20 protein-coding genes are annotated in these 26,344 nt (G+C 62.0%); 4 read left to right on the top strand and 16 right to left on the bottom strand.

Annotation, left to right across the window (positions count from 1 at the left end; all coding sequences use genetic code 11):
• Nucleotides 1–12 precede the first annotated feature (12 nt).
• The 3 genes from I2H31_RS00595 to deoC form a co-directional block, all read right to left on the bottom strand.
• The gene (locus I2H31_RS00595; protein ID WP_196291056.1) at nt 13–1,206 is read right to left on the bottom strand and encodes a M20 metallopeptidase family protein; all 1,194 of its coding nucleotides are present in this window, start codon (nt 1,204–1,206) and stop codon (nt 13–15) included.
• Nucleotides 1,207–1,363: 157 nt separating this feature from the next.
• Entirely contained in the window at nt 1,364–1,927 is a 564-nt protein-coding gene (locus I2H31_RS25420) for a sporulation protein (protein WP_196291055.1), read from the bottom strand.
• Nucleotides 1,908–2,576 carry a deoxyribose-phosphate aldolase gene (gene deoC / locus I2H31_RS00585; protein ID WP_196291054.1) on the bottom strand — a complete coding sequence of 223 codons (669 nt, stop codon included), beginning with the start codon at nt 2,574–2,576 and terminating at the stop codon, nt 1,908–1,910. The genes I2H31_RS25420 and deoC overlap by 20 nt, the downstream gene beginning before the upstream one ends.
• Before the next feature lie 457 nt (nt 2,577–3,033).
• Here deoC and I2H31_RS00580 point away from each other — a divergent pair, with 457 nt between their 5' ends.
• Entirely contained in the window at nt 3,034–3,405 is a 372-nt protein-coding gene (locus tag I2H31_RS00580) for a hypothetical protein (RefSeq protein ID WP_196291053.1), read from the top strand.
• Between the two features lie 73 nt (nt 3,406–3,478).
• On the opposite strand, the gene I2H31_RS00575 is transcribed toward I2H31_RS00580, so the two are convergent.
• The 11 genes from I2H31_RS00575 to I2H31_RS00525 all read right to left on the bottom strand — a co-directional run bounded on the left by I2H31_RS00575 (nt 3,479) and on the right by I2H31_RS00525 (nt 20,051).
• Entirely contained in the window at nt 3,479–5,191 is a 1,713-nt protein-coding gene (locus I2H31_RS00575; RefSeq protein WP_196291052.1) for a T9SS type A sorting domain-containing protein, read from the bottom strand.
• A gap of 180 nt (nt 5,192–5,371) precedes the next feature.
• Complete coding sequence (locus I2H31_RS00570; protein WP_196291051.1) at nt 5,372–7,159, bottom strand: T9SS type A sorting domain-containing protein; 1,788 nt, start codon at nt 7,157–7,159, stop codon at nt 5,372–5,374.
• Between the two features lie 103 nt (nt 7,160–7,262).
• Nucleotides 7,263–10,664 carry a preprotein translocase subunit SecA gene (gene secA / locus I2H31_RS00565; RefSeq protein WP_196291050.1) on the bottom strand — a complete coding sequence of 1,134 codons (3,402 nt, stop codon included), beginning with the start codon at nt 10,662–10,664 and terminating at the stop codon, nt 7,263–7,265.
• Nucleotides 10,665–10,873: 209 nt separating this feature from the next.
• Nucleotides 10,874–11,764, bottom strand: a complete 891-nt coding sequence (locus tag I2H31_RS00560) for an SDR family oxidoreductase (RefSeq protein ID WP_196291049.1) — start codon at nt 11,762–11,764, stop codon at nt 10,874–10,876.
• A complete protein-coding gene (locus I2H31_RS00555) occupies nt 11,754–13,133 on the bottom strand; it encodes a family 1 glycosylhydrolase (protein WP_196291048.1) in 1,380 nt (459 codons plus the stop codon). Before I2H31_RS00555 ends, I2H31_RS00560 begins: the two co-directional genes overlap by 11 nt.
• A gap of 122 nt (nt 13,134–13,255) precedes the next feature.
• Nucleotides 13,256–14,434 carry a UDP-galactopyranose mutase gene (gene glf / locus I2H31_RS00550; RefSeq protein ID WP_196291047.1) on the bottom strand — a complete coding sequence of 393 codons (1,179 nt, stop codon included), beginning with the start codon at nt 14,432–14,434 and terminating at the stop codon, nt 13,256–13,258.
• A gap of 58 nt (nt 14,435–14,492) precedes the next feature.
• Nucleotides 14,493–15,794 (bottom strand): glycosyltransferase family 1 protein, encoded by a 1,302-nt coding sequence (locus tag I2H31_RS00545; protein WP_196291046.1) that lies wholly within the window; start codon nt 15,792–15,794, stop codon nt 14,493–14,495.
• A 175-nt stretch (nt 15,795–15,969) separates the two neighbouring features.
• Nucleotides 15,970–16,488 (bottom strand): GNAT family N-acetyltransferase, encoded by a 519-nt coding sequence (locus tag I2H31_RS00540; protein WP_196291045.1) that lies wholly within the window; start codon nt 16,486–16,488, stop codon nt 15,970–15,972.
• 156 nt (nt 16,489–16,644) lie between these two features.
• On the bottom strand, nt 16,645–17,448 hold the full coding sequence (gene dapF / locus I2H31_RS00535) for a diaminopimelate epimerase (protein WP_196291044.1): 804 nt from the start codon (nt 17,446–17,448) through the stop codon (nt 16,645–16,647).
• A 156-nt stretch (nt 17,449–17,604) separates the two neighbouring features.
• Complete coding sequence (locus I2H31_RS00530; RefSeq protein WP_196291043.1) at nt 17,605–19,434, bottom strand: peptidoglycan D,D-transpeptidase FtsI family protein; 1,830 nt, start codon at nt 19,432–19,434, stop codon at nt 17,605–17,607.
• A gap of 128 nt (nt 19,435–19,562) precedes the next feature.
• On the bottom strand, nt 19,563–20,051 hold the full coding sequence (locus I2H31_RS00525) for a DinB family protein (protein WP_196291042.1): 489 nt from the start codon (nt 20,049–20,051) through the stop codon (nt 19,563–19,565).
• A 121-nt stretch (nt 20,052–20,172) separates the two neighbouring features.
• On the opposite strand from I2H31_RS00525, the gene I2H31_RS00520 reads away from it, so the two are divergent.
• From I2H31_RS00520 to I2H31_RS00510, 3 genes are all read left to right on the top strand, one after another.
• Nucleotides 20,173–21,057, top strand: coding sequence for a class I SAM-dependent methyltransferase (locus tag I2H31_RS00520; RefSeq protein WP_196291041.1), 885 nt, complete (start codon nt 20,173–20,175; stop codon nt 21,055–21,057).
• Nucleotides 21,058–21,208: 151 nt separating this feature from the next.
• Nucleotides 21,209–22,162, top strand: coding sequence for a Ppx/GppA phosphatase family protein (locus I2H31_RS00515; RefSeq protein ID WP_196291040.1), 954 nt, complete (start codon nt 21,209–21,211; stop codon nt 22,160–22,162).
• Between the two features lie 159 nt (nt 22,163–22,321).
• On the top strand, nt 22,322–23,386 hold the full coding sequence (locus I2H31_RS00510; protein ID WP_196291039.1) for an Ldh family oxidoreductase: 1,065 nt from the start codon (nt 22,322–22,324) through the stop codon (nt 23,384–23,386).
• 8 nt (nt 23,387–23,394) lie between these two features.
• Here the strand turns inward: I2H31_RS00510 and I2H31_RS00505 are convergent, their stop codons facing one another.
• The gene (locus tag I2H31_RS00505) at nt 23,395–24,969 is read right to left on the bottom strand and encodes a hypothetical protein (protein WP_196291038.1); all 1,575 of its coding nucleotides are present in this window, start codon (nt 24,967–24,969) and stop codon (nt 23,395–23,397) included.
• A 389-nt stretch (nt 24,970–25,358) separates the two neighbouring features.
• On the bottom strand, nt 25,359–26,132 hold the full coding sequence (locus I2H31_RS00500) for a murein L,D-transpeptidase catalytic domain family protein (RefSeq protein ID WP_317192151.1): 774 nt from the start codon (nt 26,130–26,132) through the stop codon (nt 25,359–25,361).
• Nucleotides 26,133–26,344: the final 212 nt, after the last annotated feature.

The following is a 26,344-nucleotide window of genomic DNA, read 5'->3' as shown; positions in this document are numbered from 1 at the left end:
TGGCACAAGCGCTTACTGCCCGGTCAGCTCCTGCACGGCCAGCCAGGCCATCAGGCCCGGCCCGGTGGCCAGGGCTTTTTCGTCGATGTCGAAGGTAGGCGTGTGCACCGAGGACGCAAAGCGGCCGTCCTCGTGCCGGGTGCCCAGGCGGTAGAAGCAGGCCGGCGCGGCTTGCGAGAAGTAGGCAAAATCTTCGGCGGCCATCCACTGGTCGAGCTCCACCACGTTTTCGGGGCCGAGGTAGGCTTCGGCGGCGGCGCGCACGCGGGCGGTGAGGGCGGGCTCGTTTTCCAGGTAGGGGTAGCCGTGGCGGATTTCGAGCTCGCACACGGCGCCCATGCTCTCGGCCAGGCCTTCGCACAGCTTGCGCAGGTGCTGGTGGGCCTCGGCGCGCCACTCCTCGTTGAGGGTGCGGAAGGTGCCTTCGAGGTAGACTTCGTTGGGGATGACGTTGGTGGCGCCATTGGCGATGACCTTGCCGAAGCTGAGCACCGAAGGAATCTTGGGGTTGGCGCGTCGGCTCACGATTTGCTGGGCCGCCACGATGATGTGCGCGGCTACCAGCACGGGGTCGAGGTTCATTTCGGGCATGGCGCCGTGGCCGCCCTTGCCTTTAATCGTGAGATATAATTCGTCGGTGCTGGCCATGTAGCGGCCGGGGCGCAGACCGATTTTGCCGGCCGGCAGGTGCGGAAATACGTGCTGCCCCAGCACGTGGCTCACGGCGGGGTTTTCCAGCACGCCCTCCTTTATCATCAGCGAAGCACCGCCGGGCAGCCGCTCCTCACCCGGCTGAAACATCAGCTTCACGGTGCCCTGAAATTCACCTTTCAGCTCATTCAGAATACGGGCGGCGCCCAGCAGGGAGGCCGTGTGCACGTCGTGGCCGCAGGCGTGCATCACGCCGGGGTTAGTGGATTTGTAGGGCACGTCGTTGGCCTCCGTGATGGGCAGGGCGTCCATGTCGGCCCGCAGGGCGATGGTAGGGCCGCCGGGCCGGCCTTCAATCAGGGCCAGCACGCCGGTATTGGCGATGGGCCGGGGCGTGAGGCCCAGCTTCTCCAACTCTTGGGTGACAAAAGCGGCGGTGTTGGTTTCCTCAAACGACAGCTCCGGGTGGGCGTGCAGGTGGCGGCGAATGGCCACGGCATCGGCGGCGTAGTGGGCGGCGAGGGCCTGAATGCGGGGGAGGAGACTGGTGGGCATGGGTCGGAGTGGTTAACGTTTGTCATCCTGAGCGCCGCGAAGGACCTTCTCACCGTTGAACAGCTTGCAGCAATTCCGGCAGCGCAGGCGTGAGAAGGTCCTTCGCTGCGCTCAGGATGACAAGCGGCGCGCGGCCTTACTACCTCATTTCGCTCGCTTACGGGTTCTTGTTCAGCAGCACCTGCGTGGGCTCCAGCTCCAGCTTGGGCGAGAGGCCGCGCAGCCGGGCCAGGCCGCGGGCCGCGTCCAGCTTGGTGAGGTAGTCGCCGATGTAGAGGCGGTAGACCGGGGACTTGAAGACGATGTAGTCGGTTTCGTCGGGGTAGCGGCTGATGATGGCGCGCCGGATGGCCATCACCTGGTCGCGCTCCAGGCCGAGGTACACCAGGATGCGGTAGCCCTGGGTATACTTCACGTTCTGGTTGGTGTAGGCCTGGTCGCGCAGGCGCTGCTCCACCTGCGGGTTCACGTGGCTGGTGGGGGGCAAGGTGGTTTTGGGCGCGGGCGCGGTGGCGGCCACCGGGGCGGGCTTGGGCACTGCGAACACCGGGCGGTACTTGCTCACGTCCTCGGCGGGCAGGGGCGCGGCCGTAGCCGCGGCGGGCTTGCGGGTGGTATCGGGCGGGGCGCTGGCCTGGGGGGCCTGCTGGGCCGTGCTGGCGCAGGCCACCAGGGAGAGCAGCGCCGGAAACAAGAGCACCTTAAGCAACGGTCGAGTCATCGGGTTCAGCAATCAGGGCCACGCTGTTGGACGAGCCGATACGGTCGGCGCCGGCTGCCACCAGCGCCTCGGCGGCGGCGCGGGTCCGGATGCCGCCGGCGGCTTTGATGCGAACGTTCTCGGGCAGCACGCGGCGCATCAGCTCCACGTCGGCCACGGAGGCGCCGCGGCTGGCGAAGCCGGTGGAAGTTTTCACAAAATCGGCCTCGCCTTCCACGCACAGCCGGCAGGCCAGCTCAATTTCGGCCTCGCTGAGCAGGGCGGTTTCGATGATGACCTTGAGCAAGGCCTGGTGCACGTGGCAGAGGTCGGCCAAATCCAGGATTTCGGCCTGAATGGCGTCGGTCTTGCCCGATTTCAGGGCCGAAATGTTGATGACCATGTCCAGCTCGTGGGCGCCGTCGTACAGGGCCACTTCGGCTTCCTTGAACTTGACGCTGCTCGAAGCATAGCCCAGCGGAAACCCAATCACCGTGCACACGGGCACGCCGGACCCCTCCAGCCGGGCGGCGGCCAGGGCCACGTAGCAGGGCGGCACGCACACGCTGGCAAAGCCGTGGGCGGCGGCCTCCTCGCAGAGCTGGAGTATCTGGGCCTCCGTGCAGTCGGGGCGCAGCAGGGTGTGGTCGAGGCGGGCGGCGAGGTTCATGGGGCAAAGGTAGCGGGTAAGACGCGCCGCGCGCCGGGGCGGCACTAAACGCCTCCCCAACAAAAGCGCCGCCCGCCTCTGGCTGACCAACAGCCAGGACCACGCACTGTTCGCCTCATTGCTCGCCCTTTGGGGCGGGTTTCAGTCTGCTAAGGTGGTCCTCAAACGGCTAAGGAGGCGTTTCAAACATTCGAGGTGGGGCCCAAAGGCTTGAACCGGGTTCGCAGTTGTTTGAGCAGGTCCCTCCGGCGTTTGAGCCAGGCCCTCAGACGTCGGAGGGACCTGCTCAAACGACTACGGGACCTGCTCAAACGGTTGAGCCGGGTCCGCGAAGGCTTGGCTGGCCTCTCCAAACGGTTGAGGACCGTCGTTTAGCTCTTGGCCTGCGGGCCAACGGTTTACTTGAGTCGTTTATATTTGAATTCTGCCGGATTCACTTCCTCCGGCTCCTACCCCTATGGCGCAAGCCCGCATTCCCATTCCCGGTGCCACCGACCCGCTGGGCACCCTCACCCTCACGGCCGCCGTGGCCCAGGGCATCGCCGGCAAAGGCCCGGACTCGCTCATCGTGGGCGAGTTGGCCAGCGAAGTGCAGGCGGCGAACGCCAAAATCCCCGCCGCCCTGGCCGCCCACCACGAAGCCAAGAAGCTGCAGCTGCAGTTGGAGAAGCTCTATGAAATCCGCGACGCCGCCGTGGCCGAGTGTGTTCCCCTGAACCAGCGCGCCTCCAAGGCGCTGCAAGGCAACCTGGGCAAAGGCCGCCTGCGCGAGATGGGCGACTATGGCTTCACGGTGAACGACTCGGCCCCAGCCGCCAAAAAGGCCTAGCCCGTGCTTCGGCCCCCACAAAAAAGGCCCGCTGCACACGCAGCGGGCCTTTTTTGTGGGGGGACGGTGGGGCCTACTCCACCACCAGCCGCTGGGTGGCGCTGGTGCCACCCGTCGCCACGCGCACGGCGTAGAGGCCGGGGGCCAGGCCGCGCAGGTTCAATTCGGTTTGGGAGCCGGTGGCCGTTTGGGTGCGCACGGCGCGGCCCAGGGCGTCGAGGATGGTGAGCGTGGCCGTGCCTGCTACGGCCGGAAGCTGCACCGTGGCGCGGCCGTGGGCGGGGTTGGGGAAGATGCTGAGGCTTTCGGGGCGCAGGGCGGTAGTTTTTCCGAGGAGTGTGATGTCAGTCAGCGATGCCCAAAAAGGCAGCATGACGTTAGGGCCTTTATTGCTGGCGGCTAAACCAATTGAACCAAAGTTAGCCGGAACGGTGGTGGCGCCTGCTACCCATATTTGGGCACCAGTGACTGCTATTACATTAGCTCTTTCGATGTCCGGCCCCCCAGCTTGTTGAGCCCAAATGAAGCTAGCAGTGGTGCCCTCATCCAACAGCTTAGCCACAAAAACATCATTGCTACCGGTGCTGGTTAAGCTGCCAGGGCCAGCAAATGCAGCAGTACTGCTGAAAGTCCCTGCTATCAGCAAGTCTCTCCCCTTCACGGCGATGGCGTTGGATACATCGATGTCGATACCACCGGCCCGCTGGGCCCAAGCGAAAGCCGCAGAACTGCCGGCATCCACCAGCTTTGCCACAAACACTTCTTGTAGGCCGGCACTCATGAGTTGAGTAGAACCAAAAGATGCGCTCGAGATGAAATAGCCAGTCAAATAGATAGAGGAACCATTTACGGCCATTGCGGCTACTTCGTCGTAGCCCAGACCGCCGGCCCGCTGCGCCCAAACAAAGGTGCCGCTGCTGCCAGCGTCCTGCAGCTTGGCTACAAACACATCAGATGAACGCAATCGGCCTGCGTCGCTATTGGCCAATACCGTTCCATCAAACGTGATGGTAGCATTCCTATAATTCCCCGTTACGTAAAGGCTTTGCCCAGCCGTCGCCATTGCCTGCACCGTCCCTTCTATTTGGCGCGCCCAGCCAAAGCTGCTGCCAGTCCCCGATTCTGTTAGCTTGATAATGTAGCTACCCGAAGTCGGCAGCACACTTCCAAAACGGGTAACGGTTCCGGGGGCACTGCCATAAAACCCTCCGGCGATGTACACATTGGCCCCCTGCACCGCAATGGCGTTTGCAACGTCGTTAACGGCGGCCCCGGCTTGCTCTGCCCATACAAAGCTGGCGTTCGTCCCGTTATCTATAAGCTTGGCAATAAATACATCGCCATGGATAGTATTTCCAGGAGTTGCCGCATTCACCAAAGTAGTGGTGCCAAAGCTTGCAGTGGGACCGGCAAAAGTACCCGATATGTAAATGCTAGTCCCGCTAATGGCTAGTGCGGTAGCTTCATCATACCCGCTGCTTCCGCCGCCACTTGCCCACACAAAGTCGTTCGTTGTGGCGCTCCACTTTGCCACGAATGCATCTGAATGGCCCGGAATGCCAGTGATGCTGATATTGCCGAGAGTGATTGTACCTCCAAACGACCCCGCTATGTACATATTGCCGTCCGAATCAGTGACGGAGGCATTGATGACATACCCGCCTCCACTGCGGTCGGTCAACATGGCTGTTTGCCAGGCTGGGGCCTGAGCACGGACTACCGGGCCGGCGAATAGGAGCAAGAATAAAAGGGTCAGTTTGCTTACGCAAGAGGCCAGCGTTTTCATTGTGCAATGGGTATAAGTAGGAAATAGCGCCGTGCTACAGCAAGACTATGAGTAAATATATGCAATGGAAACTGTCTTGCTAATCTAATTGAATACCCAAAACGCCCCAACCAACCGGCCGGCGCGTTCTCCTATCCATTCCAACACAGCAGATACTCACCACACAGTGTGCGGAGCGCGCTACTCCACCACCAGCCGCTGGGTGGTGGCGGTGCCGCCCGCCTCCGCGCGCACGGCGTAGAGGCCGGGAGCCAGGCCGCCAAGGTCCAGCACGGTGCGGGCGTTGGCCGGGGCGGCTTGGGTGCGCACCGCACGGCCCAGGGCATCAAGCACGGTGAGCGTAGCCAAACCGTTTAGGGCAGGCACTTGCACGCTGACGCGGCCGTGGGCAGGATTGGGAAAGAGGCCGATGTTTTCGGAACGCAGGGCGGTAGTGGCAGTGAGAGTGGGGTCGGTGAGGGAGGCGAGGAAGGCCACAATGTCTCCTCTTCCTGTGACAGTCTGAACGCCAAAGTAGGCTGGCGCCACAACACTCCCTCCCACGTAAACTTTTCCGCCAATTTCTGTCACTGTGCTAGCACGGTCGTCATCGGCACCACCAGCATGTTGAGCCCATTCTAAAAGGCTTGTACTACCAAAATCAACAACTTTGGCTATAAATACATCATAGCTACCAACCGCTGTCAGACCCATTACGCCAAAACCAGCAGCACCAGCAAAGGCTCCCGTCAAGTAAACATTTGTTCCATCCACCGCCAGGGCATTGGCAAAATCATTGTCGGTACCGCCTGCCCGTTGGGCCCATACAAAGGCTGGACCAGCGCCAACATCTGTCAACTTGGCGATAAAAGCATCCCGAGTTCCGTTAGTAGCAGCGTTGGTTAGCGTGCTATTGCCAAAAGCAACCGTAGAGCTACAAAAAGCACCGCACATGAACACGTTATTCCCGCTCACTGCTAATCCAGTGACATAGTCAAGATTAGGCCCGCCTACTTGCTGTGCCCAAGCATAGCTGGAACTGGTGCCCAAGTCTGTCAGGCGGGTTATGAACCCGTCGGCGAGAGGCACTGCGGCATTACTGGCGTTGGTGAGCGTCGTGTTGCCAAAGTTGACCGCAGGACTGGCGAATGAACCAGCTACATAGAGGTTTGCACCAATTACCGCCGCCGTAATAGCATATTCATTACCTGTGCCGCCTGCTCGTTGGGCCCAAGTAAAGCTGCTGCTGTTCCCGGCATCAATCAGCTTTGTTACAAAGGCATCGGCGGAAGAGACAGCGCCAGCATTTGTTAAGTTAGCAGCGCCAAAAGTGGCAGTAGTGCCGTCGAAATTTCCGACTGCGTAAATGCTTGTGCCGTTAGCAGCTATCGCGCTGATGTATTCGTTGCCCGTACCACCAACACGCTGGGCCCATATAAAGCCTCCGCTAGTCCCGGCGTCTGTCAGTTTAGCCACAAAGGAGTCGCTAGATGCGAAACGAGCGCCATTAGTGAGTGTGATACTGCCGAAAACAGCATTGGCGCCGCCAAAGTAGCCCGCTACGTAGATGCCCGCCGCGGTTATCGCAATGCTTGTTGCTTGGTCGTTACCTACTCCTCCAGCTTGTTGCACCCAGGCAAAGCTATTTGTTGTGCTGTTCCATTTTGCCACAAAGGCATCGGAACCACCAGCACTTGTCATCGTGAGCCCACCAAAATTGACTGAACCGGTGAAATACCCTGTTAGCAATAAGTTTCCATTCGCATCAACAGCCGTCCCTGTCACCGATGAATAATCATTACCGGAACCAATAGACTCGTCTGACGCCACTACCATTTGCCATTGCGGCACTTGCGCATGGACCTGGCTGATGGGGAACAGTACGGTAAGCAAAACGCTCGCTATCCACCCGCGCAAAAGAAAGAAGATGTATTTTATAGGGTACATGGAGGCCAGCAATAGCAGGGAAGAGTGCGAGAAGAATTTCATAAATGTAGCATAATGGACTACCAGCGCCATCTACTCACGCAAAATCAAAAACGCCCCGACCAACCGGCCGGGGCGTTCCCATTTCCAATAATAAACCAGACGCTTAGTCCACCAGCACGGCGCGGCCGCTTTCCACGTCCTGCTCCACGGCTTTGTACTTCACGTCGCGCTTGATGGTGCCGTCCATGTACTGCACGTTCACCTTGTCGTTGCGGTTGGCCACCTTCTGGCTGCGCACGGGGGTTTGCTTCACGGCGGGCACGTCGGCGGGGCCCATGTCTTCGGGCCCGGCGCCGGGCGTGTCGAGCATCGACTCGTGCTCGACGGTGAAATTGGTGTGCTGCTCCTCGTCTTCGAGGTAGTAATCGGGCTCTTCGTTGGTGCCCACCATGCTTTGCTGCACCGGCACGTCGGCGTGGAAGAGGAAGCTGGTCGTCTCCTCGTTCACCTTGCCAATCATGCGCTTGAAGAGCTCGAAGCTCTCGAATTTATACACCAAAAGCGGGTCCTTCTGCTCGTACACCGCGTTTTGCACCACCTGCTTCAGGTCGTCCATCTGGCGCAAATGTTGGGTCCAGGCCGTGTCAATTACGCTCAGCACCACCACTTTTTCCATCTGACGGAGGATGTCGTGGCCGCCGGTGGCCTGGGCACGCTTCAGGTTGGCAATGGCCTGCACCTGCTTCTTGCCGTCGGTGAAGGGCACGGCGAGGTTCTCGTAGGGCGCGTTCTGGCTCAGCAGGTCGTTGATGAGCGGCATGGCATTGCTGGCAATGTGCTCGTTCTTGCTCTGGAAGTAGCCCAGGGCTTCGTCGTACAGCTTCTGGGTGAGCTGCGGCAGCGGCAAACCCGTCAGGTCTTGTTGGGTCAGGAAGGTGTCATAGCCGAATACCTTGATGACGTTCAGCTTGAAATCCTCGAAGTCGCCCGTGATTTTGTGGCCGCTGGCGATGTCCTCGCTCACGTCGTAAATCATGTTGAGGATGTCGACTTCCATGCGGTCGCCGAACAGGGCGTTGCGGCGGCGCTTGTACACCACCTCGCGCTGGGCGTTCATCACGTCGTCGTACTCCAGCAGGCGCTTGCGCGTGCCGAAGTTGTTTTCCTCCACCTTCTTCTGGGCGCGCTCAATGGAGTTGGTAATCATCGAATGCTGAATTACTTCGCCCTCTTCCATGCCCATACGGTCCATCAGCTTCGCAATCCGGTCGGAGCCGAACAGGCGCATCAGGTTGTCCTCCAGGCTCACGAAGAACTGCGAGGTGCCCGGGTCGCCCTGGCGGCCGGCACGGCCGCGCAACTGGCGGTCGACGCGGCGGCTTTCGTGGCGCTCCGTGCCGATGATGGCCAGGCCGCCCGCCTCACGCGAGGTCTCGCGCAGCTTGATGTCGGTACCGCGGCCGGCCATGTTGGTGGCAATGGTCACGGTGCCGGGGAAACCGGCGGCGGCCACAATTTCAGCCTCGCGCTGGTTCTGCTTGGCGTTCAATACCTGGTGCTGGATGCCGCGCAGCTTCAGCATGCGCGACATCAACTCAGAGATTTCTACCGAAGTGGTACCCACCAGCACCGGGCGGCCGGCTTCCACCAGCTTCTGGATTTCCAGGGCCACGGCGTTGTATTTCTCGCGCACCGTCTTGTACACCTGGTCGTCGGAGTCTTTGCGCGAAATGGGGCGGTTGGTCGGAATCACCACCACGTCGAGCTTGTAGATTTCCCAGAACTCGCCGGCTTCGGTTTCGGCCGTGCCGGTCATGCCGCACAGCTTGTGGTACATGCGGAAGTAGTTCTGCAGCGTCACCGTGGCGTAGGTCTGGGTGGCGTCTTCTACGCGCACGTTTTCCTTGGCCTCGATGGCCTGGTGCAGGCCGTCGGAATAGCGGCGGCCTTCCATCACGCGGCCGGTTTGCTCGTCCACGATTTTCACCTTGCCGTCCTCGGTCAGGATGTACTGGTCGTCCTTCTCGAAGAGCGTATAGGCTTTCAGGAGTTGGTTCACGGTGTGCACCCGCTCGCTCTTCTCGTTGTAGTCGCTCATCAGCTTCTCCTTCTGAGCAAGCTTCTCTTCGGCCGAAAGAGCGGTGTTTTTCTCGATATCAGCCACGGCTGCCCCGATGTCGGGCATGATGAACAGCTTGGGGTCTTCGCCCTGGGCCGTAATCAAGTCAATGCCTTTCTCGGTCAATTCAATCTGGTTGTTCTTCTCGTCAATGGTGAAGAACAGCGGCTCGTCGGCCTTGGGCATCTGGCGCGAGTTATCGGCCAGGTAATGGTTTTCGGTGGCCTGCAGCACCGCCCGGATGCCGGGCTCGGAGAGGTACTTGATGAGCGGCTTGCTCTTGGGCAGGCCACGGTGGGCGCGGAACAGCATGAGGCCGCCCTCGCCGTTTTTGTCGCCTTCTTCCACGCCAGTTTTGCCTTCGGCGATGAGCTTGCGGGCCTGCACGAGGTAGTTCTGCACCACTTTCTTCTGCTCGTCCACCAGGCGCTGAATGCGCGGCTTGAGCTGGTAGAACTCGTGCACGTCGCCGCGGGGCACCGGACCGGAGATGATGAGCGGCGTGCGCGCATCGTCAATCAGCACGGAGTCCACTTCGTCGACCATGGCGAAGTGGTGCTTGCGCTGCACCAGCTCCTCGGGGTCGCGCGCCATGTTGTCGCGCAGGTAGTCGAAGCCGAATTCGTTGTTGGTGCCGTAGGTGATGTCGGCTTGATACGCAGCGCGGCGCTCCGGCGTATTCGGCTGGTGTTTATCAATGCAATCCACGGTGATGCCGTGGAACTCAAATAGCGGCGCGTTCCACTCGGAGTCTCGCTTGGCCAGGTAATCGTTGACGGTAACCAAGTGCACCCCACGCTTCGACAGCGCATTCAGGAACGACGGCAGGGTCGAAACCAGCGTTTTGCCCTCACCCGTGGCCATTTCGGCAATTTTGCCCTGGTGCAGCACCACGCCGCCGATGAGCTGCACGTCGTAGTGCACCATGTCCCAGGTGATTTCGGCACCGGCCGCGGTCCACTTGTTGTACCAGGTGGCCTGGTCGCCTTCAATCACGCAGTTGGGGTGCGTGGCGGCGTATTCACGGTCGCGGGCGTTGGCGGTTACCACCAGCTGGCCGTTTTCCTTGTAGCGGCGGGCGGTTTCCTTCACGATGGCGAAGGCGTTGGGCAGCACCTCCAGCAGCACGGCTTCGAGGTCTTTGTTGCGCTGCTTTTCCAGCGCGTCAATCTGCTCAAACAGGCCTTCTTTCACGGCCACGTCGAGCTGGGGCTGGGAGTCGATTTGCTGGTGCAAACCGGCAATCTGCCCATCAATGCCGGCGAGGCGCTCGGCAATGCGGGCTCGCACCACATCGGTCTGCTCACGCAACTGGTCGTCGGTCAAGCCGGCCAGTTTGGCATATTCGGCATTAATCAGCGCCACGTAGGGCACGATTTCCTTTAAATCGCGCTCCGACTTGGAGCCAAATATTTTGGCGACGGTCTTGCCTAGGAATTCAAACATCAGGTAGTTTTTTAGCGAGTAGCGCCGTGGCGCACCCCAAATTTACGGAGCCTTCCGCTAAAACCGTCCCAAAAAGGAAATTGTGCCATGCTGGCAGCACGGACCGCGCGCAGTAACGCGGACTTTGTAGTCCGCGTCGCCGGCGAAAACCCGAACGACCACCAAACGGCGCGGGAACGCGGACTACAAAGTCCGCGCTACTACGCCGGCTAGGCAAAGTACCGCTCCAGTTCGCCTACGCAGCGGCCCAAGGCATCTTCCAGCGAAGGCAGCACCATACCTCGCTCACTCACCAGCACGCTTTGCAAGGGCCTGGCAGCGGGCAAACCAAAATCCGCCATCGGCCGCGGCACCACAAAATCGGGCGAGCGCCCGGCGTGCTCGGCGGCCATATGGGCCAGCTCGGCCCAGGTGCAGGCACCGTCGTTAGTCACGTGCCAGATGCCGTTAGCTTCATCCAGCAGCAAATCGAGCGACGCATTAACCAAATCGGGCACGTAAGTCGGCGAGATGCGGACATCATCAGCCGCCTCAAAATCCTGGCCGGAGCGCGCGGCCTGCAAGGCGAAATGCACGAAGTTGAACTCATCCCAGGCGCTGAAAAAGGCGCTGGTGCGCACCACCAGTGCCTGCGGGTGCACGGCCAACACGCGCTGCTCGGCGGCCAGCTTACTGCGGCCGTACACGTTCAACGGATTTGCCTTTGATGATTCCACGTAGGGCTCATCTTGTTGCCCATCAAATACCAAGTCCGAAGAGAAAGTGAGAAAGGGCAAATTCCGCGCGGCGCAGGCGGTGGCCAGCACGGAGGGGCCGGTGGCATTCTCGCGGAAGCAGTCGCCGGCGTTGCTTTCGGCTTCGTCGACGCGCACGTAGCCGGCGGCATTCACCACGGCCCAGGGGCGCAAGGCATCGAGGGTTTTCTCAACGCTGACCAGGCTGGTTATGTCCAGCCCGGCACGGCCCAATTCCGCCACCACGAGGCCCCGGGTGTGGCAAATGCGGCCAAAGGCGCGGCCCAACGTGCCGTGCGCACCGGCAATGAGCAAGGGCCGGATATCCTGGTCGGCGATGTGGGCGGGAACGAAATCAGGCCGCATACTTCAGTTTTTCTTTGGCGGCTGAGCGCACGGCTTTCTGGAGTTTCATGCGGCGGGGCTCGATGGATTTATCGGGGGCGGTACTGGGCTGGAATTGCAAGCGAACGGGCCGTTGCCACCAGCCCAGGCTTTGCAGCACGGGGTGGCTGAAGGGCTGGCCGTGGGCGAGGGCACGCACCTGTTTGGCCAGCAGCGTGGGCCGCAATTGCCCGCTGCGCACGTCAAACACACCGGTTTCGTAGTGGCCCGCGTCGCGGGTGAGCAGATTCACCCAATCGTAGGCCCCAAACACCGACCACACCGTGACGGCACGCACGTCGGCGCCCTGCTCGCGGGCAGCCTGGGCCGATTCCCACACGTATTGCAGCCAGCGCACCTGTTCCTCGCGGGTGCAGTTGAGGTGGGCTTCGGTGATGGCTGCGGGAATGTTGTAGCGCTGCCAGGCCTGCAGGAGCAGGCTCGTGACACCAGCCAGCTGCACGCGGCTCACGCGCACGGCCTCCACGTCGGCGTAGCGTTGGCGGGTGTTGTCGGCGCCGTGGCAGGGCCAGTAGTTTTCTACGGCCTCGTCCAGAAACCGCTCGCTGGTGAGGTAGTGGTTCAAACCCAGCACGTCGGGCGGGCAAGGGTTGGCTACCCATTCTTGCAGCTCTTCCTCGGTGGCCCCGTTTTCGGTCAGGTAGTTCCAGAAAAAGTGCGCAGGCGTGACTTTGCCGCATAAAATATCGAAGCTGAGCCAGCGCCGATGATTCTCAAAATCAGCCTGGTAGCGCATAGCGGGCGTGCTGTGAATCTGAGCCAAATCCTCCGTTTGCACCAGTTGGGCATACGGGATGACTTCCCGAATAGCCCGCATGGCTTGGCGCGTGGCATCGAGCTGGTTGAGCAGGGCGCGCACGAAAGTGCGGTCATCAGTGGTGTGGGGGTACCAGTGGCCGTAGAGGGTGCTGAAGCGGGCGGTGGTCAGCGGTTCGTTCACGGGCGTGAAGTGGGTGAGCCAGGGGTAGCGCCGGGCCACGTTGCCGGCGTGGCGGGCCAGGCCTTCTGCAAAATTGTCCTCGTGCAGGGCGGTGTAGCGCGGGCCGCTGCCGTGGTGCACCAGCCCGATGATGGGGTTGATGCCGAGCTCGCGCAGGCGGGGCAGACGCTCGTCGGCCCAGGTCCAGTCGCAGGTATCGGGGTTGTCGGGGCAGGTATGCTCCCAGAGCACGGGGTAGCGCAGGGTTTTCAGTCCCAACTCGGCCAGCGCGTCCAGGTCAGAAACGCGGTGGCGGTGGCCGCTGCGCGTCATCTGGTCCGAGTAATGGTCGCCCACGCGGCAGTGGCTGCACTCGACGCCGCCCCAAAGTTCTAGTTCTGATTGGTTCATAGCTGCGGGAATAGGTAGAACAATGGCCCGGAGTAGCGCTGAGCTTGGTCCAGGCTTTAAATCAAACTGCCACCCCAACACGTGCGTGCGGGGTGGCAGCTGAACTTAGAAATGCGGTTTTGTTACTCTTGCTTGGGCGAGCGGCTCACCAGTTTCTCCACCAGGGCGGTGCTGCCCGAAATGGCCGGGCGGGCGGGCTTGGCGGCGTTTTCCTTTTCCGTCAGCTTCTTGTAGAGCGTCAGGGCCTGGGCCACTACCTGGTCCATGTTGTAGTACTTGTAGGTGGCGAGGCGGCCCACGAAGTGCACGTTGGGCGTTTCATCGGCCAGCTTCTTGTACTTGTTGTACAGCTCGGCGTTTTCCGGCATCGGAATGGGGTAGTACGGGTCGCCTTCGGCCTGCGGGTACTCGTACACAATGGCCGTTTTGGGGTGGTCCTGGCCGGTGAGGGCCTTGAACTCCGTGATGCGGGTGTAGGGGTGCTCGTTGGGGTAGTTCACCACGGGCGCGGCCAGGTGCTTTTCCTTGTTCAGCGTCTCGTGCTTGAATTCGAGCGAGCGGTAGGGCAGCTTGCCGAATTTGTAGTCAAAATACTCGTCTACCGGGCCGGTGAAGATGATTTCCTTGTAGGGAATGAAGTCGATTACCTCGTGGTAATCGGTGTTCAGCATCACCTTGATGTTGGGGTGGTCGAGCATTTTCTCAAACATCCGGGTGTAGCCGTGCAGGGGCATGGCCTGGTAAGTGTCGGTGAAGTACCGGTCGTCGCGGTTGGTGCGGGTAGGCACGCGCGAGGTCACCGATTTGTCGAGCTGCGAGGGGTCGAGGCCCCACTGCTTGTTGGTGTAGTTCTTGAAGAATTTGTTGTAGAGCTCGCGGCCGACTTTGCTCACCACCACGTCTTCCGACGTTTTGATGACGTCCACTTTCTCGGCCATCGACTCGAAGAACTGTTCTACTTCGAAGCTGGTCAGGTTCAGGCCGTAGAGCTTGTTGATGGTGTCGAGGTTGATGGGCATCGGCACCATTTGGCCGTCGACGGAGGCCAGCACGCGGTGCTCGTAGGGGCGCCACTCGGTGAAGTTGCCGAGGTAGTCGAACACGTCCTTCGAGTTGGTGTGGAAAATGTGCGGGCCGTACTTGTGCACCAGGATGCCGTCCTCGTTGTAATGGTCGTAAGCATTGCCCGCAATGTGGCTGCGCTTGTCGATGATGAGGACCTTCTTATTGCTGCGGGTGGCCAGCCGTTCGGCGAGCACGCTGCCGGCAAAACCGGCCCCAACGATGAGGTAATCGAACATGGTGCGTAGGGTATGGAAGTTTGTTTAGAAGGGACTGCTTGAATAGAAGGCAAAAGAATTAGTTGGCCTGGGCCGGCGGCAGTGTCACTTCCGACACTTTGGTTTCGACCTGCGGCGCGCTGGCCTGAGTCGTGGTGGCCGCGTCGGGCGTTTTGGCGGCGAGGCGCTGCTGCATGAGGTCCACCATGGCCTGCCAGGTTTGGTCCCAGGAGATGGTGGCCAGGTAAGCGTCGGTGCGCTGGCGCCAGTCGGCGTCGTCGCGCTGGGTGAGGGCCGTTGAGATGGCCTTGCCGAAATCGGCGGCGTTGTCGGCAATCTGAACGAGGTTCAAATCGCCGTAGGGGCGCACCACGTCGCGAATTGGGGTGCTTACTACGGGGTTGCCGGCGGCCAGATATTCTGGAGTTTTGGTCGGCGAGATAAACTTGGTGCTCTCGTTATCGGCAAATAGCAGCGTGGCTACATCCCAACCTTTCAAATAGGAAGGCAGTTCCTTGTAGTCCTTACCGCCGAGGTAATGGACGTTGGGCGTGCGGGGCAAAACGGCCGGGTCAATCTTCACCACGGGGCCGATGATGACGAATTGCCACTCCGGGTGCTGCTGCGACAATTCACGCAGCAGCTCGATGTCCAGCCGCTCGTCCACCACGCCGAAGAAACCGATGCGCGGGTGCGCAATGCCGGCCTGGTCGGCGGGCTCGGCCAGCGGGCCACGGGCCTGGCCGAAGTGGTCCTTGTCGATGCTGCTGGGGAAGGCGTGGGCATCGGGGTGCTGCTCGCGTTTGGCTTCGTAGAGCGTATGGCCGCCGGTGAACACGAGGTCGGCTTTCTGGAAAAGCTCCTGCTCGCGCTTTTTCAGCTCCGGCGGAGCGAATTTGAACGCAGCCAATTCGTCCATGCAATCGTACACGGTGAGCACGGGCTGGAAGTGACGCGACTTGCCCAAAGCCATGGGCGTGTAGTACCAAAAAACGTATTTTGTAAGAGCTTGCTCGTTAAAAAACTGGCTTAAAACTTCAAACTGGGCTTGGTCGGCGGCGTTTTCGTCCTGGCGCAGGCGCTGGGGCAAATGCACCACCACCACTTTCAATTCATTTTGCCGCTCTTTGATTTCAACGTGCGGCTCAATGAGGTCGTCGTTGTGGTAAAAGGCATCTTCCACGTAAAACACCCGGCCGTGCTGGGCAAAGCGGGAAAGCAAATGCTGGGGCCGCTGCCACACAAAGTCCCAATGCAAATGCGCAAAGCAGACGAGGTCGGGCAAGGCGTAGGGAGCAGAAGTTTCGGCGGCTGATGCGCTGGGCCGGGCAGCGGTGGCGGAGGCACGCAAAGGCGCTTCCACCGTCGATGAAGGGGGCATGAAGAAAGCAGGAAGATTGGGTTTCGCGCCGGGCCGGAATAACAGCGGGATAGAGCGGCCGGGGCGCTTGCCAACGTATACGGGACCGCCCGGCGGAAGGATATGGTTCAGCTTAGTCGGCTAAATATTTCATCAGCAACAATAGCAACCGGCATATATCCGAACAACCCGGTGCTTAGGCGCTGGTTTGGTGACTTAGCAGGTACTGCCACTCCACGGCATCTTGCCAGCCGCTGGCCGTGCGCAGCCACGCCCGCCGCGTGCCCACCCGCCGGAACCCCGCCGCACGAAACAGCCTCATACTGGCCAAATTAGTAGCCCCAACGGTAGCATAGATTTGGTGCAGCCGCAGTACGTCGCGGGCGTATTCCTTGAGCAGTTCGAGGGCCTGCCGGGCGTAGCCGTGGCGCCGCTCGCTGGCCAGAATGGTGATGCCCACGCCGGCCCGCTGGTGCAGTGCGTCGTACTCAAAGAGGTCGACCACGCCCACCGCAACGCCGCTAATTTCAGTAGTAACCACCTGCCGCAACTGCCGCACTACGTATATATCCGTAGTGGCATGGGTGAGGTACTCACGCAGCGCCTGGCGCGACAAGGGAGCCAGCGTATCCGAGACGCCCCAGATGTCCCGGTCATTCTCCAGGGTGTAGAGAAAGTCGAGGTCGTCGGGTTCGAGGGCGCGGAGGTGGACCATGGGTGGTAACGGGGATGCTGGATTACAAGAACGTCATGCAGAGCGGAGCGGAGCGAAGCATCTTTACCGCCACCACTAACTGATTGCGTTGTGCGGTAAAGATGCTTCGCTCCGCTCTGCATGACGTTCGGGTTCGTTCTTTTCTATTCCGCTCTCCTACTCCATTTCCCCGCTGAACACCTGCACCGCCGGCCCGCTCAGCCACACGTTGGTGAAGCCGCCATCCGGCCGCTGCTCAAACGACACTTCCAGCTCGCCGCCCGGCGTGCGCAGGCGCACCGGCGACACGGCCCCCCGCTGCGAGGCGGCCAGCGCCACGGCCGTCACGCCGGTGCCGCAGGAGAAGGTTTCGTCTTCCACGCCACGCTCGTAAGTGCGCACGGGCCAGGGCAGGGCAGGGTCGGCGGGCACTTCCACGAAGTTGACGTTGGTGCCGGCGGGGTCGTAGGCCTGGTCGTAGCGGATATCATGACCGGCGGCGAAGACGTTGAACTCGGCCAGGTTCGGGTGTTCGGTGGGGTCGAGGAAGTGGACGTGGTGGGGCGAGCCGGTGTGCAGAAACACGTCGCCCTCCTCCCCTACTTCGGTTTCCTGCGGCGCGGCCACGTCTATCATGCGCAGGCGCACGGTGCCATTGGGTTCCACGCGGGCGTCGTGCGGGCCGTCTACGGCCAGGAAATGGGCCTGGTCCTGAATGACACCAAGGAACCGGGCAAAGGCTACCAGGCAGCGGCCGCCGTTGCCGCACATGGAGCTGGGGCGGCCATCGGCGTTGAAGTACACCATCTCGAAGTCGTAGCCTTCTCTCTCTCGCAGCAGCATCAACCCATCGGCCCCGATGCCGAAGCGGCGGTGGCAGAGGTGGGCAATGTGGGCCTGGTCAGTTTCATCGAATTGGCGGGCGCGGTCGTCGATGATGACAAAGTCGTTGCCGGTGCCCTGGTATTTATAGAATTGCATGGCTGGGTGCCTTCTGTTCATTTAACGGAACGTCCTGCGGAGCGCAGTCGAAGTCTCTCTACCGCAGAAGTATTCATGTACTCTTGCACGCGAGGTGCTTCGACTGCGCTCCGCAGGACGGGCTACAAAGAAACTGCCGCCACGGCTTTCCGTTTCTCAATGGCCCTGCTCTGCCAGGTCTCCGCAGCGCAGCCAGTTTTCCCAGCGCTTACGCTTCGGGGCGATTTTGCCGCGCAGGTATTTTTCCATAATCAACGCTGCGCACGGGGCGGCGGAGAGGCCGCCAAAGCCCGCGTTTTCGATATACACGGCCACCACAATTTTCGGCTTTTCGACCGGGGCAAAGCCGGCGAAGGTGGCGTGGTCGTCGCCTTCGTCGTTTTGCACGGTGCCGGTTTTGCCAGCCACGCCGATGCCCACATCGTCCAGATTGGCCAGACCGGCGGTGCCGTTGCGGCTCATGGCCGCCACCAGGCCCGGAATGAGCGCGGCAAAATGCACGCTATCGACCAAGGTCCGGTGCTGTTCCCGAAACTTGGGCAGCGGGCCGCTGCGGCCCACGCTGCGCACGAAATGCGGCGTGTAGTACCAGCCACGGTTGGCAATGATGGCCAGCATGTTGGCCGTTTGCAGACCGGTGAGGTTGATTTCGCCCTGCCCGATGCTGAGCGAGTAAATGCTGCCGTAAGTCCAGCCGCAACGGCCGCGGCGGCGGTCATAATACGCCGGCGTCGGAATGAAACCCGGCCGCTCCTGGGGCAAGTCCACGCCCAGCAGGGTGTCAAGGCCAAAAGACTTTACGTGCCGCGTCCAGGCAGCCAGGTTGAGGTGGCGTTGGGCGCAAGTGTCGACGGGCTGCACCAGCGAATCGGGCACGTGGTCGACCACGGATTGCAGCACGCGGTAGAAATAAGGGTTGCAGCTGTACTTCAGCGCCATGGTCAGGTTGCGGGCGTTGGGGTGGTCGTGCACGCAGTTGATGAGCGACTGGTCGCAGCGAAACGCGGCGTCCGGCGTGATGCCGCCCAGTTGCAGGGCCACGGCCGCATTCACCAGCTTAAACACCGAGCCGGGCGGGTTGGCCTGCATGGCGGGCCGGTTGAGCAGCGGCAGGTCGGGGTTGAGCAGCAGTTCGCTTCGGTCGCGGCCGCGCAAGGGGTTGGTGAGCGCAGCCGGGTCGTAGGTCGGGGCCGAAACGTAGCACAGGATTTCGCCGGTGGCAGGCTCCAGGGCCACAATGTAGCCCTTGCGCTCGCGCATGATGCGCTCGGCGTAGGCCTGCAGCTCGGTATCGAGGCTGAGGTGCAGGTCCTGGCCGGGATGGTAGATGGTATCGGCGGCCCAGGTGCCGTGGCGCTGGCCCAGGGCGTCCAGCAGCGGGTGGTAGGCGCCGAAAGAACCTTTCAGCAGGCCGTTGTAGTAGCTTTCCAGGCCGCCGTTGCGCAGGCGGTAGAAGCGGCCGCGGGCCAGCCGTTGCGCCTGGTACAGAAACGATTGGGCATTCGCGTAAGCATAGCCGAGCACCGGCGCGGCCACACGCACCTTGTAGTTGCGGGCGGTGTACTCGCGCACCGTGAGCTTGGGCCACTCGCCTTGGTGGCGACGCAGGATGTCGTATTCAGCTTTGGTAATATCGAGCTGAAAGGGCAGCTCGCGGCGGCGCAGGTCGCGGCTGCGGTACTCAAAGGCGCTATCGGGCCAGCCCAGCAGGCGGTTGAGGCAGGTGGAATCGAGCCGGCCCCAGCGCGGCAGCAGGAGCAGGTAGCGCGGCCCGGTGAAGGCCAGCAGCGAGTCGCGGCGGTCAAGAATCCGGCCCCGGTGCGGCGTGAAGGCATCCCGGCGCGGCATGTAGGTGTCGTGGGGCAAAATGGTGCCCACGCCCGGCACCGCCACGGGCACGCGCTGCCACCACAGCACCAGGGCCAGCCCGGCCAGCAGCAGGAGAACGAATAAGGCAGCTAACTTCTTGCGGTTGGCAGGCAGCATCCGGCAAAGCTAGTGTGCTGCTACCCGGCAAATAGGCGGGCTTCGATGAACCCGGCCCGTTACCACATAAACGGAGCCACCGAACGGAAATACGCCGGCATAGCCACGGGCCCGATTGCCGCAACCAACTACCCCAGCAGCTTGCGCAGCAGCACCACTTGCCCGGCGTGATAGAGGTAGTGCTGGGCCACGCCGTGCAGCATCTGGTAAGCCGTGTAGCTGTCGCCCTGCGGCGGCTCAAACGTGGCGCCGATGGTGCGGTCCAGTTCGGCCTCGCCAAGGGTTTTGATGAAAGCCAGCAGCTGTTCCTGGGCCGTGCGCAGTTCGGTTAAGGCTGCCTGCCAGCTGGCTTCATTCAAGTCGTTGGGCAGAGCGGGCCAGTCTTCGGCATCTCCAAGCCGCAGCGGCTTGTTGTCGGCAAGGCGGCGGCGCACGATGGCTGTCCAGCCGGCCACGTGAATCACCATTTCCCAGATGCTGTGGGCATTTTCGATGGGATGCTGAGCCGCTTGGGCAGCGGTGACGCCTTCCAGATTGGTGAGCAGCGACGGGCCGCACCACGGGTCGCCGTCGAAAGCGCGGCGGAGCTGGTCGAGCAAGCGGGGAATTTCGGGCATGAGAAACGGAGTGATGGGTGGAAAAGCAGCGAATGACTTGCTTCTGCTTACGGCCGTTCCGGCGAAAAGGCTTGCCCGGGCCACTTCGCCCAAACCCCTCGCCCCTACCTTTGCGGGCTCTATGTACGATTTCCTGACCACCTCGCCCTGGCCCGATTACGAGCTCATCGACAGCGGCAACTTTCAGAAGCTGGAGCGTTTCGGCAAGTACGTGCTGGCCCGGCCCGAGCCGCAGGCCATCTGGGACCCGCACCTGCCGCTCAAGGAATGGGAAAAGGCCGATGCCGCCTTCGCCCGCGCCCCCGGCTCCACCGAAAAAGGCCAGTGGCGCCTCAAGCCCACCATGCCCGAGCAGTGGGTCATCGCTTACGAGCGGCCCGACGGGCTGCGGCTGAAATTCCGCCTCGGCCTCTCGTCGTTCAAGCACGTGGGCCTGTTTCCGGAGCAGGACCCCAACTGGCAGTTCATCTTCAACCAGACCAAAAAGCGCCGCGCCAGGCTGCCGCGCGTGCTCAACCTCTTCGCCTACACCGGCGCCGCCACGCTGGCCGCTCGCGCCGCCGGGGCCGACGTCACCCACCTCGACTCCGTGAAGCAGGTCAACTTTTGGGCCCGCGACAACATGGACGCCAGCCAGCTCGACGGCGTGCGCTGGCTGGTGGAAGACGCCATGAAGTACGTGCGGCGCGAAGTGAAGCGCGGCAGCAAGTACCAGGGCCTCATCCTCGACCCGCCCGCCTACGGCCGCGGCCCCAACGGCGAGAAGTGGCAGCTCGAAGACGAGCTCAACGAAATGCTCAAGCTCAGCCAGCAGCTCCTCGACCCGGAGGACCATTTTTTCGTGGTGAACCTGTACTCGCTGGGCTTCTCGGCCCTGATTCTCGACAACCTGACGACGGCCATTTTTCCCGGCTCAACGACCGTGCGCGAGCTGGGCGAGATTTATTTGCACGACGCCGGCCAGCGCAAGCTGCCGCTGGGCACGTTCTGCCGCTTCGCTAACTAATTCATTGAGTCCGTCATCCTGAGCATTCTGCGAAAGCAGAGACGAAGGACCTTCTCGCGCCTGAACCATTCGTTCCAACGTGAAAAAGTCCTTCGTCTCTGCTTTAATCGCAGAATGCTCAGGATGACAGACGTTTTGTAAATACACTCACATGCACACGCCGCACGCCCATCGCCGCCTGGCGCTCATTGATTTGGGCACCAACACCTTCCACCTGCTCATCGTGGAGATGCCCACCACACCCGGCGAAAAGCCGCTCGTGCTGCTGCGCACCAAAGCCGGCGTGCGCCTCGGCGAAGGCGGCATCAGCCAGGGCATTATTTCCCCCGCAGCCTACGCGCGGGCGCTCCACACGCTGGCCGGCTTCAAGGAGGAAATTGAGCTGCACGAGGCGGAAGAAGTGCGCGCCACGGCCACCAGCGCCATGCGCGTCACCCGCAACGGGCCGGATTTGGTGCGCGACATCTTCGAGCAAACCGGCATCCGCGTCGAGGTCATTCCCGGCGAGCGGGAGGCCGAGCTCATTTGCCAGGGCGTGCGCCAGGCGGTGGATTTGGGCACCGAGCCGCACCTGATTATGGACATCGGCGGGGGCTCGGTCGAGTTCATCATCGCCAATCAGGCCACTATTTTCTGGAAGCGCAGCTTCGAAATCGGCGCCCAGCGCCTGCTGGACAAGTTTTTCCCGGACCCCAGCGGCGTGTTTCCCGCCGCGGCCGTCGCAGCCGAGCAGCAATACCTCAGCACCGTGCTGGAGCCGCTCATCGAAGCCCTGCAACAGTACCGACCAGTGAGCCTGGTGGGCGCCTCGGGCAGCTTCGACAGCCTCGCCGACATGCAACTGGGCCAGCTGCGCACCGAGTCGCAGCTGCCGCCCCACACTGAGCTGGCCCCGGGCAGCTTCCAGGAAAGCTACCGCCACCTGCTCAGCGGCAACCACGAGCAGCGCCTGGCCATCCCCGGCATCCTGCCCATGCGGGCCGACATGCTGGTGGTGGCCGCCGTGCTGATTGATTACGTGCTGGGCGTTTCGGGCATCACGCGCATTCAAACGTCGGCGTATGCCCTCAAGGAAGGCTTGTTGGCGGAAATGCTGGCCATTTAACCCTCTTACTAAATAAAAAGAACGTCATGCCGAGCGCAGCGAAGCATCTTGCCCGCAGTCACTAATTCATTCGATTTGATTGCCTTGTGCGGTAAAGATGCTTCGCTGGCGCTCGGCATGACGTTCAGTTTCCATCTTTTGCCGACTGCACCGCCTTTTATGCCCACCTTCTCCTACTCCCAGCTTTTCACCTTCACCGAAGCCATTTTCCGCAGCATCGGCTGCCCCGAAGCGGACGCTACGCTGGCCACCGAAACGCTGCTGTCGGCCGATTTGCGCGGCATCGACTCGCACGGCGTGGCCCGGCTGGTGGGCTACGTGCGCCTCTGGGAAGCCGGCCGCATCAACGCCACGCCCCGCGTGGGCGTGACCTACGAAACGCCCAGCACCGCCGTGGTGGACGGCGACGGCGGCCTGGGCCTGGTGGTGGGCCCAAGGGCCATGCGCGTGGCCATCGAAAAGGCCCGGCAAGTGGGCACCGGCTGGGTTTCGGTGAAAAATTCCAACCACTTCGGCATTGCCGGCTACCACGCCATGCTGGCCCTGGCCCACGACATGATTGGCGTGGCCATGACCAACGCCTCGCCCCTGGTAGCGCCCACGTACTCGCTGGACAGGCTACTGGGCACCAACCCCATCGCCGTGGCCGTGCCCGCCGGCGAGCAGCCCGATTTTGTGCTGGACATGGCCACCACCACCGCGGCCAACGGCAAGCTGGAAATTGCCCAACGCAAAAACCTGCCCATTCCCACCGGCTGGGCCCAGGACGCCGCCGGCCGCACCTCCACCGACGCCAACGCCGTGAAGAACGGCGGGGCGCTGCAGCCGCTGGGCGGCGAAACGGGCTCGCACAAAGGCTACGGCCTCGGCGCGGTGGTCGACATTTTTTCGGCCGTGCTTTCGGGCGCCAACTACGGGCCCTGGGTGCCGCCCTTCGTGGCCTTCCTGCAGCCTTCGGCCAACCCCGTGGGCCAGGGCCTGGGCCATTTCTTCGGCGCCATGCGCGTCGATGCGTTTCGGCCCGCCGACGAGTTCAAGGGCCACATGGACAATTGGATTTCCACCTTCCGCAGCGCGCAGGCCGTGGAAGGCAAAAAGGTCCTCATTCCCGGCGACCCGGAACGCGAAATGGCCGCCCATCGGCTGCTCGACGGCATTCCGCTGCTCGACGCGGTGGTGAAGGACCTGGAAAGCGTGGGCGCGAAGTTTGGGGTGAAGCTGTAGCTTGGCGCTTAGTTCAGCCGGGCCAGCTCGGTCCGCAACTCAGCCATCGTGACGGGATGAAAGCTAAAGCCACTCAGCGCGGAAAGGCCCACCACGCTGCGGCGGGCCGAGAGGTAGGTAATGCCTTTTTCCCGGCGCATGGCCAGTACCGTCACCACGTTTCCCACGGGCACATTTCTGAATACGAACCGGGCCGGCGTGAGCTGTTCGCCGCCCATCAGGCTCCGAATGCCCCGAAAGAGCAGCGTGACGACGGCCCCCGTCTGGCCGGTGTTGACGTTGTACGTAATGAGCGGACCGGGCCCCAGGTATCGGTCGCAGTTTATCCACCCCAGGCCCTGCGTGCTGAGTTCGTTGTAGAACCCGCGTTGGGTAATGGCCGCCCGGGAAGTGTCCGTAAACTGGGCACGCAGCCGGGCCAAATCGGCGGCGGCCCGCACCTGTTGCAACGAGTCGTAATAGCGCGGCCGCGCGGCGTACATGGAATCGGTGAAGCCGCGCTCGGCGAAGTATTTGGCCAGCAATTGGCGGCGCGTCTGGTGGGCAAAGCGGTTGGTGCGCTGGTGGGCCGTCTTGGTCAGGTCCCAGTCTTTCGCCACCACTATCACCCGGCCCGATTCGCCAAAGTAGAACTCCAGCGGGCGCGTTGCCTCGCCCGGCGTGATAGAGTCGGTCACGCCAGCGGTCGAGAACAGGGCCGGTTCCCACGGCGGCAACTGCTGCAGGGCAGCACTAATGGACTTTGCCAACTCCGCATCGGTCCTGGCCGGTATTTCGGCATGGGAAGCGCCGGTGGAGTCGAGGTCAAAATTGACGTGCACGATGCGCAGAATGCGCTCTTTGTATTCCTCCGAAGCCAGGCGCAAGGCCGTGTGCTCGGTCTTGCTCATGCGCCGGCCGCGCCGCAACCGGGCGCGCGTGGCGTCTGGGTAGTCAATGGTGGCCGCCAGGGATTTGCGAAATCCTTTTTCACCGGATACGTATTCGGGCTCCGTCGCTTCCATCCACCCCTTGCCCGTTTTCACCCGCCGCTTTTTGTATTTTCGGGCCCGCGCATTCCACCGGGCGCGTAGCTCTTTGCGGCTGGCCGGCCGGCTCGCCACGGCCACCACGGCCGGCCTGGGAGGAGGCGGCGTGCGTTGTGGCACTGGCACCTGCCAGTCGACGGCTTGGTTAGGCCCCTTCTTCACCCCTGCAAACAGCCGCATGCCCGGTTTTGGCTCTTGGGCGGGCATGCGCAGGTGCACAAACGCGCCCGGCCGCAGCCCCACCGGCCGCCCATTGGCCGTGGCAGTGAGGTACAACATGCCCCCGGTTTCCAGCAATTGCGGCCCGGCCGTGGTGCTCAGGCCGGCCAATATCATGTCGGCCGGGCGATAAAACTCCTGAAGCCTCAACTCTACCACAGCGTTGCTGTCAGCCGCTGGCAGGTCCCAGATATTGGCCGGTATGAGGAGTTGGGTGCCCTGTGCGCCCGTCAGTACAGTGTCGCGCCCGGGCTGGATGGTAAACGGTTGCGCGGCGGGCAGTCCCGTTAGCAGAAAGCGTCGCAGCTCACCCGTGGCGGCCGAATCCGCGGCCATTGCGGCTGGGCTTAGGTCCGCCGTTTCATCGGGCACATCGGTTAATACCGTAGCACCCCGCTTGGTGCGCGGGACGGGCAGCACGCCGGGCGCTGCTGCCCCTTTGGCAGCTTCTGGGCGAGTGGCGGGACCGACGACGGCCGAATCGGCGGAAACAACGGCGGATAAAGGTGTTGAGGCGCGGCTTACGCTGTCGGCTGCCACGGGAGCAGTGGCACCGGTAGCGGCTTCCTGGCTTTTGCGCTCGCGGCTACAGCCGACCGCTAGCAAACCAATTAGTACAAACAGAAGCGAGTATTTTTTCAGCATAGGCCCGAACAAAACCGCGAACGGCGCGCCAACCAAAGTTAGCGCGCCGTTCGCGTTTCATCTTAATATCTCCCTGGAGCTTAAGAAGTATGATTGGGCGTGGCGGATACCAGCGCTGCAATGGCCACGTCCTGGTTCAGGTACTGCGACGAATACCCGGCATCCGACTTGTTCAGAAACAAACACGTCCCACCGTTTACCGTGTCGATGATGGCGTCTTTCATGTCCATGGGCAGCGCGGGGCAGCCCAGGCTGCGGCCCAGGCGGCCGTTTTGCTTAATGAAATCTTCGCTTACGTAGTCGGCACCGTGCATCACGATGGAACGAGCTTCGGCGTTGGTGTTGAAGCCCTCGTCCATGCCTTCCAGCTTCAGCGAGCGGCCGTGCTTGCCCGTGTACTCGCCGGCCGTGGCGTAGAAACCCAGGCTGCTCATGTTGCTCTGGTCGGTGTTGGAGAAGTTGGTGGCTTCGTTTTCGCCGGAGTTGTGGCCGTGGGCCACGAGGGTGTGGAACAGGATTTCGTTGTTGGCCAAATCGAGCACCCACAAGCGTTTTTCGGTGCTGGGCAGGTCAAAGTCGACCACCGTCAGCAGCTGCTTGTTCTCGGCCAGCTTGCCGGCCTGGCGCAGGTTGAGGTAGCCGGTCATGGCTTTGGCGAAGGTTTCGTAGCGCAGGCCTTCCTGCGCGGCGCCGAGGGCCGCGTAGGTAGCGTGCAGCTGCTGGTCGAACCGGGCCTGGGGCGAGAAATCGGCTCTGGGCAGGCGCAATTCGCTGCTCGCGCCGCCAGCCATCGACTTGGTTACGGGGCCCGCCATGGGCGTGGCCAAAAACAACGAAGCCAGGAACGGCAGCACTCGCCGTGCGAGGCGCTGGCGCCGCAATACCTTCCGTTTGCGCTGAACTATGCTGGTCTGGTTCATGATTGCGAAAGAATAGCTGATAATGAGGCAACTCCCCGGCCCACAAAAGGCCAACGGGTCTATACCTTATACGAGAGCTTCGCCCTGAAGGGCGACTTGTAAACCATTATTGCCCCCGAATAATTCCAAACCGCTATTTTCAGCAC

The sequence above is a fragment of the Hymenobacter ruricola genome (assembly GCF_015694525.1).
In the GTDB taxonomy this organism is placed as follows: domain Bacteria; phylum Bacteroidota; class Bacteroidia; order Cytophagales; family Hymenobacteraceae; genus Hymenobacter; species Hymenobacter ruricola.
This window is presented reverse-complemented; position numbering and strand designations above follow the sequence as displayed.